A 14,450-nucleotide genomic window follows, 5' to 3' on the forward strand; every position below is an offset into this window, starting at 1 on the left:
TGCCCCGGAACACCGATCGAAGAAATTCGGTTATATCCTAAGGGAAACTACGTAGGCATGGCGGGCCGCGGCTCCCGCCTCAGGGCATCGCGCACAGCTTCGACCAGCTTGTGGCCGAGGAGCGGTTTCAATACCACCCGCTCGAAGCCTCTGGCGACAAAGTCCTGCGCGTGGCTGGCTAGAACCACAACGGGTGTGCGCACGCCCTCCAAGAGTTTCCCACTGCGCACTCCTGCCGGTATCGACCGGTGGTCAATCACCAGACAGTCATAGCGGTCCGACAATGTATCGAGGTCGGGTAACCGCTCCACGATTTCCACACCACAGCCCTCCGCCTCCAGGACGAAAGCCAGCGAACGCCGGAAGGCTGGGTCCGGCGCGACAACGAGGATTTTCGCATTGGTGGGCAATTTTGATCTGCTTTTTCAGAAATCGGCCTCTCAGGCCATCGGCTACACTGCACTGACAGGAGACCAGACCGCCTTGCGCTGGATCAAGCCACCAAGCGCGTCTCAGCAGCTCTCGTCGCCCGCCGCCAAGACCATCCGGACGAGCTCGGGCAGGTTCTTGGCGGTCATCTTTGCCATGACATTCGAGCGGTGGACCTCCACCGTTCGCGGGCTGATATTGAGGTCGTAGGCGATGGTTTTGTTGGGTAGCCCCGCGACGATTCCGGCCATGACCTGTCTCTCCCGTTCGCTGAGCTGGCCGAGCCGCTGGCGTATGGCCGAAATGTCGTCCTGCTCCCGCGGCTTCCTTTTGAGCTCGGCGATGGCGCGTGCCACTGCTTCGAGCAGGACCTCGTCCTCGAATGGCTTCTCGATGAAATCGAGCGCGCCCGCCTTCATCGCCTCTACTGCCATCGGAACGTCCCCATGCCCCGTGATCACGATGGCGGGCAGCATCGCATCCTCATCGTGCAGCCGCCTGAGCAGGTCGACGCCGCTCATATCCGGCATGCGCAGATCGGTGACAAGGCAGGCGTTCTCCAGTTCCCCGGCAACGGAGAGGAAGGAGCTTGCCGAGTCGTGCACGCGCACCGCGTGCCCCGATATGGTGAGGAGGAATGCCAGCGATTTCCTGACAGGCTCCTCGTCGTCAACGATATGGATTACGACATCACCGCTCATTTTCCGGCTCCTGCTCTTTTCCGGCCGGCAGGGTGAAGCGGAAGGTCGCGCCACCCTTCTCGTTCCGCTGCATGATCAGTTCGCCCCCGTGGGCCTCGATGATCCGCTTCGATATGGAGAGCCCTATTCCCATCCCGCCGGGCTTAGTGGTGACGAAGGGCTGGAATAGCTGTGCCACCACGTCGTCCGGCACGCCTGAGCCCGTGTCGGAAACTTCCACCACCGCTTCATCGCCTTCGCCCTGCATGATTCGTACCACCAACTCGCGGGCTTCGCTCTCCTTCATGGCTTCCATGGCGTTGCGCATAAGGTTGATCAGCACTTGCTGTATCTGGACACGGTCAACCAGAACCACCTTCGGGCCGGCCTTGAAGTCGAACACCGTCCGCACACCCAACTCGCGCGAGCCGACGAGGGCGAGAGCGCCGGCCTCCTCGACGAGCTTATGGAGGTCTTCCGGCTGCTTTTCGGTCTCGCCCCTGGTGACGAACTCGCGTAGGTGGCGAATGATCTGCCCGGCGCGCAGCGTCTGGCGAGCGGTCTCATCCAGCGCCTCGCGCATACGTGAGGCCAGCGCATCATCCATGTTCTTTAGAAGCCGGCTACACCCCTGCACATAGTTTGCGATGGCCGAAAGCGGCTGGTTGAGCTCGTGTGCGAGGGTCGAGGCTCTTTCTCCCAGTTCGTTCAGACGCGCCAGGCGCGCGAGTTCGGCCTGGATCTCCTCCAGTCTCGCCTCCGACTCGGCCCTTTCCGTCAGGTCGCGGATGAAGCCAGTGAAGAACACCTGGCCACCGCTCTTCATCTCACCCACCGCAAGCTTCATGGGGAAGGTCGAGCCGTCCTTCCGCCGCCCGACGACGACACGGTCGATCCCGATGATCCGCCGCTCGCCGGTTGTCAGATAGCGGTGGATGTAGCCGTCATGTTCGCCCTGGTAAGGCTCCGGCATCAGGATCTTGACGTTCTGCCCTACCGCTTCGGCTTCCGAATAGCCGAACTGGCGAACGGCAGCGCGGTTGAAAGAGATCATCGTGCCCTGCACATCAATGACCACCGTCGCGTCCGGCACCGTATCCAGAATGGAGCGAAGATGGGCTTCACGCGCATCGAGCTGTTCCTGCGCGCCACGAGCGATTTTCCTGGCGTCACGGTAGCCGGAGCCGACGAAGACCAACGCGGCGGAGAACAAAAACGACAAAAGCGCCGGCACGGCGCCGAAATCCGCCATCACCCCAGCTGCGCCTGCCGCGAGAAAGGCGGCGCCGACGGCCAAGACCAGGAAGCCCGCGCGCCTCCCTCCCCAGATGGCTGCGCCCAGAACGGCCATCGGCACCAGCAGCGACAACCACGTCTGATCCATTCCCCGGAAGAGCACTTGCCGCCCCAATGAAAGCGTTTCGACAACCGAACACTACCATAGGGCGGCGTCGGGAAAATCGCCACCATTCCGCAATGCGGCAAGATATGTCCTGCAAACTCGACGATCGCAAATAGCCCGCTCACTTTGATGAAGGTCAAAGACCCGTAAGCCTGTTCAACCAAATTGGATCGCTAACACAGGAGCTCGGGATGACTGGTGAATTCAAGGACAAGGTCGCGCTCGTCACAGGAGCCGGCTCGGGGATAGGGGCCGCAATCGCTCGCGAGTTGGCCACAGGAGGCGCCGAGCTGGTCGTCGCCGACCTGGAGCAGGAGTCTGCGAACAGGATCGTGGAAGGAATCCGAACGAGTGGAGGCCGAGCGCACGCCTTTGCCGTGGATGTAGCCGACGCCGAGGCGGTCGAGCGCATGGTGGATTTTGCCGTTCGCACGTGCGGTGACCTTCATCTGGCGGTCAATAATGCCGGGATCGGCGGCCCAAGCGAACCGACCGCCGACTATCCACTCGACGGCTGGCGCAAGGTGATCGATGTCAATCTGAATGGCGTCTTCTATGGCATGAAATATGAGATCGCAGCGATGCTGAAATCCGGCGGCGGCGCCATCGTGAACATGGCATCCATCCTCGGTTCAGTGGGATTTGCGAATGCCTGCGCCTATGTCTCGGCGAAACACGCGCTGCTGGGACTGACAAAAACGGCGGCGATGGAGTATGCGGCACAAGGCGTGCGGATCAATGCGGTCGGGCCAGCTTTCATCGACACGCCGCTTCTGTCGAAAAACCTCGACGACCAAGTCCTCGGCCAGCTCGCGGGACTTCATCCCATCGGCCGGCTCGGCACGCCTGAGGAGGTCTCGGCGCTCACCTGTTTCTTGCTTTCCGGACGCGCGAGCTTCATCACCGGCAGTTATCATCTCGTCGATGGCGGCTATACCACCCGGTAACCGGCTCACATCAGATCGCGCATGAGCTCAGGCACGATCTGAAGGTCCCGCAGTGCTGTCCGCAGTGCCCCCCTGCGATCGCGCGGAAGGGTGGCGACCTCGACACGATTGGAAAGCGGCACCCCCTGGTGCCGGTCGCGGCCCTGCTGCGCAAGCATCAGCGAGAGCACAAGATCGTGTGCGGCGAGCACACGACGGATCGCCGACTCGCTGCCGATCTGCCGCTCCAGGAGACCTTCGAGGCGCTCCCGCGTGGAGCGCGCGCGGATATTGTGGCGGATCGACAACGCTCGCGCGGCAGACACAAGAGGGAAAAGGGCGTAGCGCTTGAGATCGATCCGGCTTTCCTCGGTCCGCAATCCGCCGAACAGTGTGAAGGCTGTGTGCAGGCTGGCAAGCCGTTCGCCGAGTACCAGCGGAAACGTGGCATCAGCATGTCCATATGCGTAGGCGTCCTCGAATAGGGTCTCGCCAAGCGCTCTTTCGCCGTGCACGGGGGCAAGATCGAAGAAGATGTCGATGTTGAGCAGATCCTGAGGGCGCGAGCGGCGCACCCACTGGCTGATGCGCTCCCTCCAGAGATCCAGCGAACCGCGCCATTCCGCGTTTTTCGCCATCACGCCGCCCTTGCAATAGGCGATCCCGGCCGTATCGAGAATGGCAGCGATCCGCCCACCAAGAGCGCCGAACCACCGATCCTCCGGCCCGCCCGGCGCGCCCCGCTCGAAAACGATGGCATTGTCCTGGTCGGCGGCAAGCAGGCTCTCGCCACGCCCGGCGGAACCAAGAACAAGTACGGCATAGCGTGAGGGTGGGTCGCCCAGACCGACAATCTTCATTTCCTCTTCCGCAAGGATCGCCGCCCGACGCGTCATGGCGCGCAGTTCCTCGCTGACGATCTCGGCAACGGTCCGCGCTTCGATCTTCTCTGCCACCAGTGCCGACGCAACGGAGGGAAGAGAGGCCCAGGCGGCGGCCATGTCGGCATCGGACCTTGCGGCGTCGATCGCGTCGTCGAGCTGGATCGCCGCGCTTGCCCGCAGGCGCAGGAGATCGCGCGCGGATATCACGCCGACGAGACCACCATCATCGTCATGCACGCCGAGATGGCGAATCCCGAGCCTGTTCATCCGGCCGATCGCGCGATAGGCGAAGGCCTGGGCGCGGATGCTGATGAGCGGCCTGCTTGCAAGCTCGCCGGTGAGTCGCTCGAAAACGTTCCCGCCGTCGGCCGCCAGCAAGCCAAGCACGTCGCGCTCCGTGAGGATGCCGTATTCGCCTGTGGGATGTCCCACCACCCCCGCGTCAGAGACCAAGACGGAGCCCACCCGCCTCTCTGCCATCAGCCCGATCGCCGAGCGGAGCGATGTTTCATGGCGGACGACGATAGGAGGCGTAGCCATGAGATCGCCGACGCGATGCTGGTAGGCGAAGGGGTCGACCGCGGCAAAGGGTTGCGGGACCGGCCGCAGGAAGGGATCCGCCCATCCGGCCTTTGCCTGCTCGTCCTGCTCCCGTGCAAGCTGGAGGGAGGCCCGCTCCGCCTCGGCAAAGGTGCGAATGCCCATGGCCTGCAGCCTCGGCAGGAGTCCCGTGAACACTTTCGCTGCGGCCACGGCGTCGCCGAGCGCCTGATGGCGGCCTGTGACTTCGAACCCGAGCCAGGCGGCAAGCGCCTCGAGCGAGTGGTCGCGCAGATCGCGATTGACGATGCGGCTCAGCGTTCGTACGCACAACGTCCGCGGCCGCTTCCACTGGATTCCAGCACGCGCCGCTTCCCTATCTATGATTGCGAGATCGAAGCCGAGGGCATAGCCGATCAACGGGCGTCCGCCGCAAAACGTCTCGAAGCTGCGCCAGGCGGAAGCGAAGGCCGGCGCCTTTCGCACCATCGCGTTGGTAATGCCGTGGATGTGTGTCGATTCAGGCGGGACCGGCACCCCCGGATTGACAAGGCTTTCGAAGGATTGGTCCGGCCACACCGCCCCGCGCGCGATCGCCACGCCCCCGACCTGGACGATGCGCGCCGTGCGCGTGTCGAGGCCGGTGGTCTCGGTGTCGAAAGCCACCGCATTGAGCGCAATCAGCGGAATCGCTCCGACGTCAGGCTGCACGAACGCCCCTCCCATCTCAGATAGCTTATACCGTGCACCGGTGCTTCGAGCCACGAAGAACGCTACCGCTATGGGGTTCAGGCTGCCCGTTCACCGAGCCGGCGCATCTGATCGAGCCATTTGCGCCGCTTTTGATCGCCGGCGGCCTCGATCATGCCGAACAGGGTTTCCTTCACCGGGCCGAGCCCCACGAATTTGAGGATGTTGCGCCGCATCCCGCGCAGCCCGTGGCCCAAAAACCACCAGCGATAGAAGAAGGCCGGCATGCCCATGGTGACGATGATGCGGGCCGAGCGGCCCTTGAGGAGGGTTTCCGGAAAGCCTCTCTTCCCGTAGGCGAAGGCGACACCCGGCCGCATTATCTGTTCGAGGAAGCCCTTGAGCAAGGCCGGCATCGTTCCCAGCCACAGCGGAAAGACGAAGACCAGGTGCTCGGCCCTGAGGATCGCTTCCTTGGCGAGCTCGAGCTCCTGCGGGACCGACCCGTGCAGGAAGTCCTCCTGCGTGCGAAGCAGCGGAAAATCGATCTTTGCAAGGTCGATCCTGGTCACCTGGTGGCCTGCAGCTTCCGCACCCTCGGCATAGGCATCCGCCAAGGCGCGGCAGTAGCGGCCCGGATCCGGATCGGGGTGGCCCTGAATGATGACGATACGGTTGGTCATGATGCTTCCTGGTTTTGAATATCGAAACGATACGCTCCTTGCCCGGCCACCCCTTTGACTGGCATCAAAGACTGGGAACAAATCGGCTGGAGCTCCTCTTTCCTTGATCGTGCGCAAGATCACCGTGCCGCAGTGCCGCTAGAACTGGGCGGTTAACAAGAGGCGGACTTCCCATGACCATCCGCAATCTCGAACATGCGGTCGATCCGAAGTCGGTGGCCGTCTTCGGCGCGTCTGTCCGGCAGGGCTCCGTTGGCCGGATCGTCCTTGAAAATATCCTCGCGGGTGGCTTTAAGGGCGATGTCTGGCCGGTCAATCCGAAATACCGGGAGATCGACGGCCGGCGCTGCTATGCAACTGCAAGTGAACTGCCGGCAGCACCCCTCTTGGCAGTGATCGCCACCCCGGCCAGGACGGTCCCGGGCATCATTGGCGCACTGGGAAAGAAGGGGACGCGCACGGCAGTGGTGATCAGCGCCGGACTTACGCGCGAGAACGGGCTGCGCCAGGCCATGCTCGACGCGGCGAAGCCATACCTCTTCCGCGTCATCGGTCCCAATACGGTGGGCCTGATCGTCCCGCCCGCGAAGCTCAATGCAAGCTTTGCCCATATGAACCCGCAACCAGGCGGCCTGGCCCTCCTGTCGCAATCCGGAGCGATCGCCACTTCGCTGATCGACTGGGCGGCGGACGAAGGGATCGGCTTCTCGCATGTCGTCTCGCTGGGTGATATGGCCGATGTTGACGTCGGCGACTATCTCGACCTGCTGGCGGGCGACGCGCGGACGCGCGCCATCCTGCTCTACCTCGAAAGCATTCCGAACCCGCGAAAGTTCATGTCGGCGGCCCGTGCCGCCGCGCGCCTCAAGCCGGTCATCGCCGTCAAGACGGGCAGGCATGCCGCCGCAGCAAAGGCTGCAACCACCCACACCGGCGCCCTTTCCGGCTCCGACAAGGTTGTCGAAGCAGCGCTCGGTCGCGCCGGCATCCTACGGGTGCGCGGCCTGCAGGAGCTCTTCGATGCAGCGGAGACGGTCGCCCGCTTCCCCAAGCTCGAAGGGTCGCGGGTGGGCATCGTCACCAATGGCGGCGGCGCCGGCGTTCTCGCCGTCGACAGGTTGGCGGACCTGGGTGCCGAGCTCGCCGCGCTTTCGCAGGAGACCATCGGCAAGCTGGACAGGGTCCTGCCTACGAACTGGTCGCGCGCCAATCCCGTCGACATCATCGGCGACGCACCCGCCGAGCGGTACGGCGCCAGTGTGGCGGCGGTCGCGGAGGATTCGGGAACCGACGCGCTGCTGGTGATGAACTGTCCCACGGGGCTCGCCTCCCCCGCCGAGGCGGCGCAGGCAGTCGCACGCCTTGCGAAAGAAGGAATGATCAACGGCAAGCCGGTGCTCACCTGCTGGCTGGGCGAGAAGACCGCGCGGGAAGGCCGCCGCGTTCTGCAGGAAGCGGGGATCGCAAGCTTCGAGACCCCCGCGGCGGCGGCCGCCGCAGTCTCATACCTCAGCGACTGGTCGTGGGCGCAGAAAGCCTTGATGCGTGTTCCCTCGGGCCGCGGCGAAGACGTGCGCGGCGACCGCCAAGCCGTCCTCGACATCTTTCGGAAGGCGGCCTCCGAGGGCCGGCGCATGCTCACCGAGCCAGAAGCCAAGGCAGCGATCGAGGCCTACGGGATCTCGGTCCCGGAAACGATCGTGGTTCGCACGGGCAACGATGCGGGAAAAGCGGCGAAGCGCCTGCTCAAGCAATCTGAGAAGATCGTCGTCAAGCTGCTCTCCAAGGAGATCAGCCACAAATCGGATGTTGGCGGCGTGGTGCTCGGCATCGCCACGCCCGAAGCCGCGGTCGAGGCGGTCCATGGCATTGAAGAGCGCTTGCGGAAAACTGGTGAGGCCGGAAAGATCGATGGCTTCGTCGTGCAACCGATGGTCACCAGGAAGGGAGCGCAAGAGGTTATCCTCGGTGTCGGCCGCGACCCCATTTTCGGCCCGACTGTGCTGTTCGGCGCGGGCGGCACGGCCGTGGAGATCCTCGACGATACCGCGATAGCCCTCCCCCCGCTCGACAATGTGCTTTCCGGCGACCTGATCGACCGCACGCGCATCGGCCGGCTGCTCGCCGGCTATCGCGACCGACCCCCTGCCGATCGCCAGGCCATCGTCCGGGCGCTGAATGCCTTGTCGCAACTGATCGTCGATTTCCCCTGCATCGTCTCGATGGACATCAACCCGCTGCTTGCCGACGGCGAAGGCGTCATCGCGCTCGATGCGCGCATCGAAATTGAACCGAGCGATGTGGAACACGCCGGCCCCAACCCGGCGCTCGCCATCCGGCCCTACCCCGCTGCCTGGGAAAAGGACGTCGTCCTGAAGGGGGAGGAATATTGCCTGCGCCCAATCAAGCCGGCGGACGTCTCGCTTTATCCCGCCTTCCTCGCGAAGGTGTCACCGGAGGACATCAGGTTCCGCTTCCTCGCGCCGCGCCGGCATTTTCCCGACGAGATGCTTCTGCGGCTCACCCAGCTCGACTACGAGCGGGAAATCGCCTTCGTCGCTCTGCGAAAGGACACCGGCGAACTTGCCGGCATCGTGCGCCTGTCTTCCGATCCGAACAAGGAAACAGCCGAGTACGGCCTTCTCGTCCGCACTGACCTGCAGGGCCGAGGCCTGGGTTGGGCCCTCCTCAAGCACCTCATCGACTATGCGCGGGCAGACGGCCTGAGCGTCATCGAAGGCTTAATCCTCAGTGAGAACACGAAAATGCTCGCGATGGGTAGGGAGTTCGGCTTCAAGCTGGCGCCCCACCCTTCAGAGCCCGGCGTCACGATCGCCAAGCTCAAGCTGCGGTAGCCGCGTTGCGGCGCTTGGATCAGGCACCTCCGACCCGACTGTCGTCGACAAAGGCTCACGCTGGAAGCGGCCCTTCAGGACCGCGATCAGAGCCAACGTAATGGAGATCGTCGCCGGCCCGAGAACAAGCCCGGAAGCGCCGAACAGGATGATGCCGCCCACAGCGCCAATGAAAGCCAGAACAGTGTGCAGCTTCAGCCGATTGCCGACAAATATCGGGTAGAGCAGATTATCGATCGTGGCGATTATCACGCCGCCCCATATAACCAGAACTAGAGCACGAACCCACTCGCCTTCCACGGCAAGAAAGATGGCTGCGGGGACCCAGATCACGAACGCACCCAGCACGGGCACGATCGCGAGGAGACCCATGACCAGCCCCCAGAACGCGGGAGCCGGCAGGCCAAGCAACCAGAACATCAGACCGCCCAGAGTGCCCTGAACGGCGGCGACCATAAGGGTCCCGAACATCGTGGCGTGCACGGTATCCACAAAACGGGCAACAATATGTGCCGTCTCATCACCGTTCAGCGGCGAGAATTCCCCCAGGGCGCGTACGGCAAGCTTCCGATCGCGCAGGAAATAGAAGAGCATGTAGAAGACGAGCAGAAGCGTGATCGCCTGATTGATGGATCCGCGCAGCAGCGTTGCACTCTGTGCGGTGAGCCACTGGGCAATCCGCCCCATCATTCCGGCGAGGTCGAGGCGCTCGCCGAGCCACGCGGCGAGCGTAGAGAATATCGGAACACCATTGATGATGCTCTGCCAGTCGGACGACCGCAGCGCGCTTTCGATGTTCATGGCGCCATCGGCAGCCTCCCTGACAAGCTGCTGCACGATGAAGAGCAGAAGCAGTATCACAATCAAGGCAGCCACCGACGCCGAGACGAATGCGGCGACGTTTGCGCCAAGGTGCATTTCGAGTTTCGGCTGGACCGGCGCGATGAGGACGCCGAGCACGACAGCCCAGACAAGTGCCGGGAGGAATGGTAGCGCCAGCCAATAGGAGAGGTAGACGCCCAGGACGGCGGCGGCCACTAGGACCAGCATCCTGGCCGCGCTCGAATCCATACGCTCGATTACGGTCACAGCCGTCGGCGTTCCGTTCTTTTTCGCTTTGGTATTTTGCTGACGCATATCGCTCTCACCCCCGAAATCCGACGGAATTGCCAGTGCTGGCCGTCTCCGGAGAGGACTATCGCCGTCGTGCATTGCCGCAGGTTTAGAATTCGAGCCTCAGAGTTTTTCCACCAGCTTCACCTGGTAAGTGTGCATCACGCCGTCGCTGAGGATCGAGACATATTCGCCTGTCACGAACCGTTCGTCGCTGAAGCGAAAACCGAGTTCGTCGTCATCCTCGCCCTCGCCGTAGTCGAGGTACCACTGGCCGCCCGGCTTGCGGCGCAGGCGCCCCACCAGATCCTTCTCGCCGGGACGGAAGCGGCGCACACGGCAGTTCGCCTGGTGCTTCACGCACTCTTCTGCATCAAGGTTGCCGTCGACATCGAGTGGAACGACAAGATCGTAGCCATAAGCACGATCACCCTGCGGGTGGCCTTTTTCGCGCGCAAGCTCGAGCCTCACATGGCGGAATTTTTCACTCAGGTGAGCGGTCGTGACAGTCATAGCGTCTCTCCAATCGGTAAGGCGTAGCCGCATCCTTCCGCGTTCCGAGACCCTTCTCCTTGATCAGGGTCAATCGTCTCCGCAGCACCGGCGCGTGCGCTGCTTGATCCAGCGCAAAGGGCGCGCCGCTCATTCGCAGTAAGGAAAGCGACAAGGTGGAAATTCAGCATCCAAGGAGCGTGTGATGACCTTCAAAACCGTACTGAGCGTGATCAGTGTCGAGCATTCCGATGGCGACTTGCGGTTGGCGATTGATCTGTCCCGACAGATCGACGCCCACCTTGCAGTCCTGGTGCTTTCGATTGCCGTCCCGCCACCAACCAGCGAATACGCCGCGGTGATGACGGAAGCTTGGCTGCAAGACCGTCAGGCTGAGATCGACCGGCTCCATGCACGAGTGAAGGAGGTGACGGCGATTCTCGCCCAGAGCAAGCTTTCGGCCGATGTTGACGGCGAATATGTCGAGCGGGGCTGGACCGACGATATGGTCGGCCGACGGAGCCGATATGCCGATGTCACCCTGATCGGCCCGGAACTCAACAGCGACGAGGATCTGAAAACCATGGTCCTGAAAGGTTCCCTGTACGAGTCCCAGATCCCCGTTCTGCTCATCCCGAATGCCGCCGGCGCGACCTTGCTGCCGAAAAAGGTCCTGCTCGCATGGGATGGCGGACCCGAGGCCACCCGTGCCGCACGTGAAGCCCTTCCACTGCTGATTGGTGCGGACGATGTCCATCTCACGATGATCGATCCGCGGGCAACCGAAGACGGCCTGAACATTGAGCCCGGAACGGACCTCGCGGCCTATCTCGCCCACCATGGCGCAAAAGTCACCATCGACCAGCTCCCGAGCGGCGGTCAGCCCATCGTGGAGACGCTACGCAGACATGCGATAGATATGGCAGCAGACATGGTCGTGATGGGCGCCTACGGTCACTCGCGCCTGCGCCAGAGGATTTTCGGCGGTGTCACGCGCTCCATGATCGAGGAAGCGGATCTGCCCGTCTTCATGGCACGCTAGAATTGCGGGCATAGAAATGTCTGTGGTTACGCCGCCTTGGCAGCCAACGGCGGGATTGAGCGACGCGCAAGCGGCCGAACGCATGGCGCGCTTCGGGCCCAACGCCCTGCCTCAACCGAGGGCCGCATCTCTCCTGCGCGTTTTCCTGCGCCAGTTCCTGAGCCCGCTCATTTATATTCTGCTTGCGGCGGCTGTCGTCTCGCTGGTTATGAGCGACTTGAAAGACGCGATCTTCATCGGCGCCGTGCTTTTGCTCAACGGCATCATCGGCGCGGTGCAGGAACATTCGGCAGGCCGGGCGGCGGCGGCTCTGCGCAACCTGGAGGAGCCGCACGCCACGGTCCTGCGCGATGGGACGGCGCGCCAGATCGATGCGCGCCAGCTCGTTCCCGGGGACCTCGTACTGCTCGAGGCGGGCGCGCGCGTGCCCGCCGATATGGAGCTTCTTCAGACGGAGGATCTGCAGTGCGATGAGTCGCTGCTCACCGGTGAGTCCGCACCGGTGAAAAAGGTCGCCTCGAGGGGCCGCGCAACAGCCTTTGCTGGAAGCATGGTCACGCGCGGACGCGGACGCGGGCTGGTGACAGCCACCGGAACAGCGACTGAACTCGGCAAGATTGCAGAGCAGATCGGCAAGCCATCGGTCTCGCAGCCTCCGCTGATGATCCGGCTTGAAAAATTCTCCCGGATTATCGCCGTCGCCGTGGTGGTGGCGATTGCAGCCCTGGTCGGTGTCGGCCTGATCAGGGCAATGCCGTACTCGGACCTCTTTCTGATGGCCATCGGTCTTGCCGTATCGGCCATACCGGAAGGTCTGCCGGTGGCGATCTCCGTTGCCCTTGCGATCGGCATGCGGCGGATGGCGTCCGCGAACGTCATCGTGCGCAGGATGCCGGCGATCGAATCGCTCGGCTCCTGCACGATGATCGCCACGGACAAGACCGGCACGCTGACGATGAACCAGCTGACGGTCACCGATATCTGCCTGCCCGACGGAACACGCGTTGCCTTCAGGCAAGGAGACGGCCGAGGGCAGTCCGATGACGCGCTCCACGCCTTTACGGAACAAGGAAGGGAGCGGATCGCGCCTCTTCTGAAAGCGGCTGCCCTACCCAATGAAGCGCGTCTTGTGCAGGACGGCGACGGCTGGAAGGGTTATGGCGATACGGTCGATATCGCTCTGCTTGCCGCCGCGCATGAGGCCGGAGTGGCGCTTGAAGAGGCGACGCAGACCTATCCTCTTCTCACCCGCATCCCCTATGAGCCCGATCTGAAATTCGCGGCCTCCTTCCATGAAGGCAAGACATGCACCCGCGTGTTCGTGAAAGGCGCTCCTGAAACGCTGATCGCCATGTGCGACCGCATGAACGCGGGCGGCTCCGCTTTTGCGATCGACCGCGAAGCCCTCGTCCGGCAGAAGGAGGAGATGGCCGCGCGCGGACTGCGCGTGCTCGCCTTCGCCGAAGGCGAGATCGCATCCGAGCCGGAAAGCCAATATGGCCACCACCACCTCGTCGACCTTGTCTTCCTTGGCTTCGCCGGCATGCAGGACCCGGTGCGGCCGGAAGTGCCGGACGCGATACGCGACTGCTACGCAGCCGGCATCGAGGTGGTCATGGTCACGGGCGACGATCCGGGAACCGCAGGCGCAATTGCCCGGGATGCGGGCCTGCAGTTCTCTCCCGACCAGGTGATGACCGGCCAGGACATTCGCCGGGCGGAAGCGGAAGGGCCGGATGCACTCGACCGCCTGACCGGCAAAGCCCGCATCTATGCGCGCGTCGACCCGGCGCAGAAGCTGTCGATCGTTCTTTCGCTGGCGCGAAATGGACATTTCGTGGCGGTGACGGGAGATGGCGTCAATGATGCGCCAGCGCTGAAGCACGCCCATGTCGGCGTCGCGATGGGGCGCAAGGGCACGGATGTCGCAAAGGAGAGCGCCGATATCATCCTGACTGACGACAATTTCGCCTCTATCGTAGCCGGCGTGCGGGAGGGGCGGGTCGCCTACGCGAATATCCGTAAGGTGGTCTTCATGCTCGTCTCGACGGGCGCGGCCGAGGTCGTCCTGTTCCTGCTCGCCTTTCCCCTGGGCCTGCCGATGCCGCTCCTGCCGGTGCAACTCCTTTGGCTGAACCTCGTGACCAACGGTATCCAGGACGTCGCCCTGGCAGCGGAGAAAGCCGAAGGCGACGAGCTTTCCTATCCGCCACGCAGTCCGAACGAGTCCATTTTCGATCGCGTCATGATCCGCCGCATCTGGCATTCGACCCTCGTCATGGGACTGGGCGGTTTCGCTGTGTTTTACTGGCTGCTCCAGCAGGGCTACGGAGAGGCCGAGGCACGCAATCTGCTCCTTCTTCTGTTCGTTCTCTTCGAGAATTTCCAGACCTTCAACAGCCGGTCAGAGCATCATTCAGTGTTCCGCCAGCGGCTCCTCTCCAACCCGCTCCTGGTGCTTGGAGTGCTCGCGGCGCAGGCACTCCATATCGGAGCCATGTACATTCCCTGGCTGAGCGGCGTGTTGCAGGTTGCACCCGTCTCCCTTTTCGAATGGGCCGCCCTCCTGCTGGCCGCATCCGCGCTCCTGGCCGTCATGGAATTCGAGAAGATGTGGGACGGCAGGCACCATCTACGTCTCGCCACAAAGGCGTCTTGAGCACAGCGATAGTGCCTTGTGGGTTGCCTTGACCGGGATCAAGGCACGGGTCGCA

Annotated in this window: 11 protein-coding genes; 4 read left to right on the forward strand and 7 right to left on the reverse strand. The window is 63.2% G+C overall.

Annotated elements, in window-relative coordinates:
• Positions 1 to 47: 47 nt before the first annotated feature.
• The 3 genes from HUS57_RS09260 to HUS57_RS09270 all read right to left on the reverse strand — a co-directional run bounded on the left by HUS57_RS09260 (position 48) and on the right by HUS57_RS09270 (position 2,493).
• On the reverse strand, positions 48 to 410 hold the full coding sequence (locus HUS57_RS09260; protein WP_173932988.1) for a response regulator transcription factor: 363 nt from the start codon (positions 408 to 410) through the stop codon (positions 48 to 50).
• A 102-nt stretch (positions 411 to 512) separates the two neighbouring features.
• The gene (gene fixJ, locus HUS57_RS09265) at positions 513 to 1,130 is read right to left on the reverse strand and encodes a response regulator FixJ (RefSeq protein WP_173932997.1); all 618 of its coding nucleotides are present in this window, start codon (positions 1,128 to 1,130) and stop codon (positions 513 to 515) included.
• On the reverse strand, positions 1,120 to 2,493 hold the full coding sequence (locus tag HUS57_RS09270; RefSeq protein ID WP_173932999.1) for a PAS domain S-box protein: 1,374 nt from the start codon (positions 2,491 to 2,493) through the stop codon (positions 1,120 to 1,122). The genes fixJ and HUS57_RS09270 overlap by 11 nt, the downstream gene beginning before the upstream one ends.
• Positions 2,494 to 2,702: 209 nt before the next feature.
• Between HUS57_RS09270 and HUS57_RS09275 the strand changes: the two genes are divergently transcribed.
• Positions 2,703 to 3,458, forward strand: coding sequence for a glucose 1-dehydrogenase (locus HUS57_RS09275; protein ID WP_173933001.1), 756 nt, complete (start codon positions 2,703 to 2,705; stop codon positions 3,456 to 3,458).
• Positions 3,459 to 3,463: 5 nt separating this feature from the next.
• On the opposite strand, the gene HUS57_RS09280 is transcribed toward HUS57_RS09275, so the two are convergent.
• Entirely contained in the window at positions 3,464 to 5,572 is a 2,109-nt protein-coding gene (locus HUS57_RS09280; protein WP_173933008.1) for a DUF294 nucleotidyltransferase-like domain-containing protein, read from the reverse strand.
• Between the two features lie 77 nt (positions 5,573 to 5,649).
• Entirely contained in the window at positions 5,650 to 6,234 is a 585-nt protein-coding gene (locus HUS57_RS09285) for an NAD(P)H-dependent oxidoreductase (RefSeq protein ID WP_173933010.1), read from the reverse strand.
• Positions 6,235 to 6,407: 173 nt separating this feature from the next.
• Between HUS57_RS09285 and HUS57_RS09290 the strand changes: the two genes are divergently transcribed.
• The gene (locus HUS57_RS09290; protein WP_173933012.1) at positions 6,408 to 9,089 is read left to right on the forward strand and encodes a bifunctional acetate--CoA ligase family protein/GNAT family N-acetyltransferase; all 2,682 of its coding nucleotides are present in this window, start codon (positions 6,408 to 6,410) and stop codon (positions 9,087 to 9,089) included.
• Here the strand turns inward: HUS57_RS09290 and HUS57_RS09295 are convergent.
• Both HUS57_RS09295 and HUS57_RS09300 read right to left on the reverse strand, forming a co-directional pair.
• Positions 9,048 to 10,226, reverse strand: a complete 1,179-nt coding sequence (locus tag HUS57_RS09295) for an AI-2E family transporter (RefSeq protein ID WP_173933014.1) — start codon at positions 10,224 to 10,226, stop codon at positions 9,048 to 9,050. The two genes, HUS57_RS09290 and HUS57_RS09295, sit on opposite strands and share 42 nt — an antisense overlap.
• A 99-nt stretch (positions 10,227 to 10,325) precedes the next feature.
• Positions 10,326 to 10,715 (reverse strand): hypothetical protein, encoded by a 390-nt coding sequence (locus HUS57_RS09300; protein ID WP_173933016.1) that lies wholly within the window; start codon positions 10,713 to 10,715, stop codon positions 10,326 to 10,328.
• 184 nt (positions 10,716 to 10,899) lie between these two features.
• On the opposite strand from HUS57_RS09300, the gene HUS57_RS09305 reads away from it, so the two are divergent.
• On the forward strand, positions 10,900 to 11,736 hold the full coding sequence (locus HUS57_RS09305; protein ID WP_173933018.1) for a universal stress protein: 837 nt from the start codon (positions 10,900 to 10,902) through the stop codon (positions 11,734 to 11,736).
• A 16-nt stretch (positions 11,737 to 11,752) separates the two neighbouring features.
• Positions 11,753 to 14,395 carry an HAD-IC family P-type ATPase gene (locus HUS57_RS09310; RefSeq protein ID WP_173933020.1) on the forward strand — a complete coding sequence of 881 codons (2,643 nt, stop codon included), beginning with the start codon at positions 11,753 to 11,755 and terminating at the stop codon, positions 14,393 to 14,395.
• The last annotated feature ends 55 nt before the right edge of the window (positions 14,396 to 14,450 follow it).

Source organism: Chelativorans sp. Marseille-P2723 (genome assembly GCF_902809845.1).
Classification (GTDB): Bacteria; Pseudomonadota; Alphaproteobacteria; order Rhizobiales; family Rhizobiaceae; genus Chelativorans.

What these genes read in the sequence shown, in the direction of transcription:
- HUS57_RS09300 (WP_173933016.1), bottom strand. Translation starts at nt 10,715, where the DNA reads ATGACTGTCACGACCGCTCACCTGAGTGAAAAATTCCGCCATGTGAGG.
- HUS57_RS09285 (WP_173933010.1), bottom strand. Translation starts at nt 6,234, where the DNA reads ATGACCAACCGTATCGTCATCATTCAGGGCCACCCCGATCCGGATCCG.
- HUS57_RS09275 (WP_173933001.1), top strand. Translation starts at nt 2,703, where the DNA reads ATGACTGGTGAATTCAAGGACAAGGTCGCGCTCGTCACAGGAGCCGGC.
- HUS57_RS09310 (WP_173933020.1), top strand. Translation starts at nt 11,753, where the DNA reads ATGTCTGTGGTTACGCCGCCTTGGCAGCCAACGGCGGGATTGAGCGAC.
- fixJ (WP_173932997.1), bottom strand. Translation starts at nt 1,130, where the DNA reads ATGAGCGGTGATGTCGTAATCCATATCGTTGACGACGAGGAGCCTGTC.
- HUS57_RS09270 (WP_173932999.1), bottom strand. Translation starts at nt 2,493, where the DNA reads ATGGATCAGACGTGGTTGTCGCTGCTGGTGCCGATGGCCGTTCTGGGC.
- HUS57_RS09295 (WP_173933014.1), bottom strand. Translation starts at nt 10,226, where the DNA reads ATGCGTCAGCAAAATACCAAAGCGAAAAAGAACGGAACGCCGACGGCT.
- HUS57_RS09290 (WP_173933012.1), top strand. Translation starts at nt 6,408, where the DNA reads ATGACCATCCGCAATCTCGAACATGCGGTCGATCCGAAGTCGGTGGCC.
- HUS57_RS09305 (WP_173933018.1), top strand. Translation starts at nt 10,900, where the DNA reads ATGACCTTCAAAACCGTACTGAGCGTGATCAGTGTCGAGCATTCCGAT.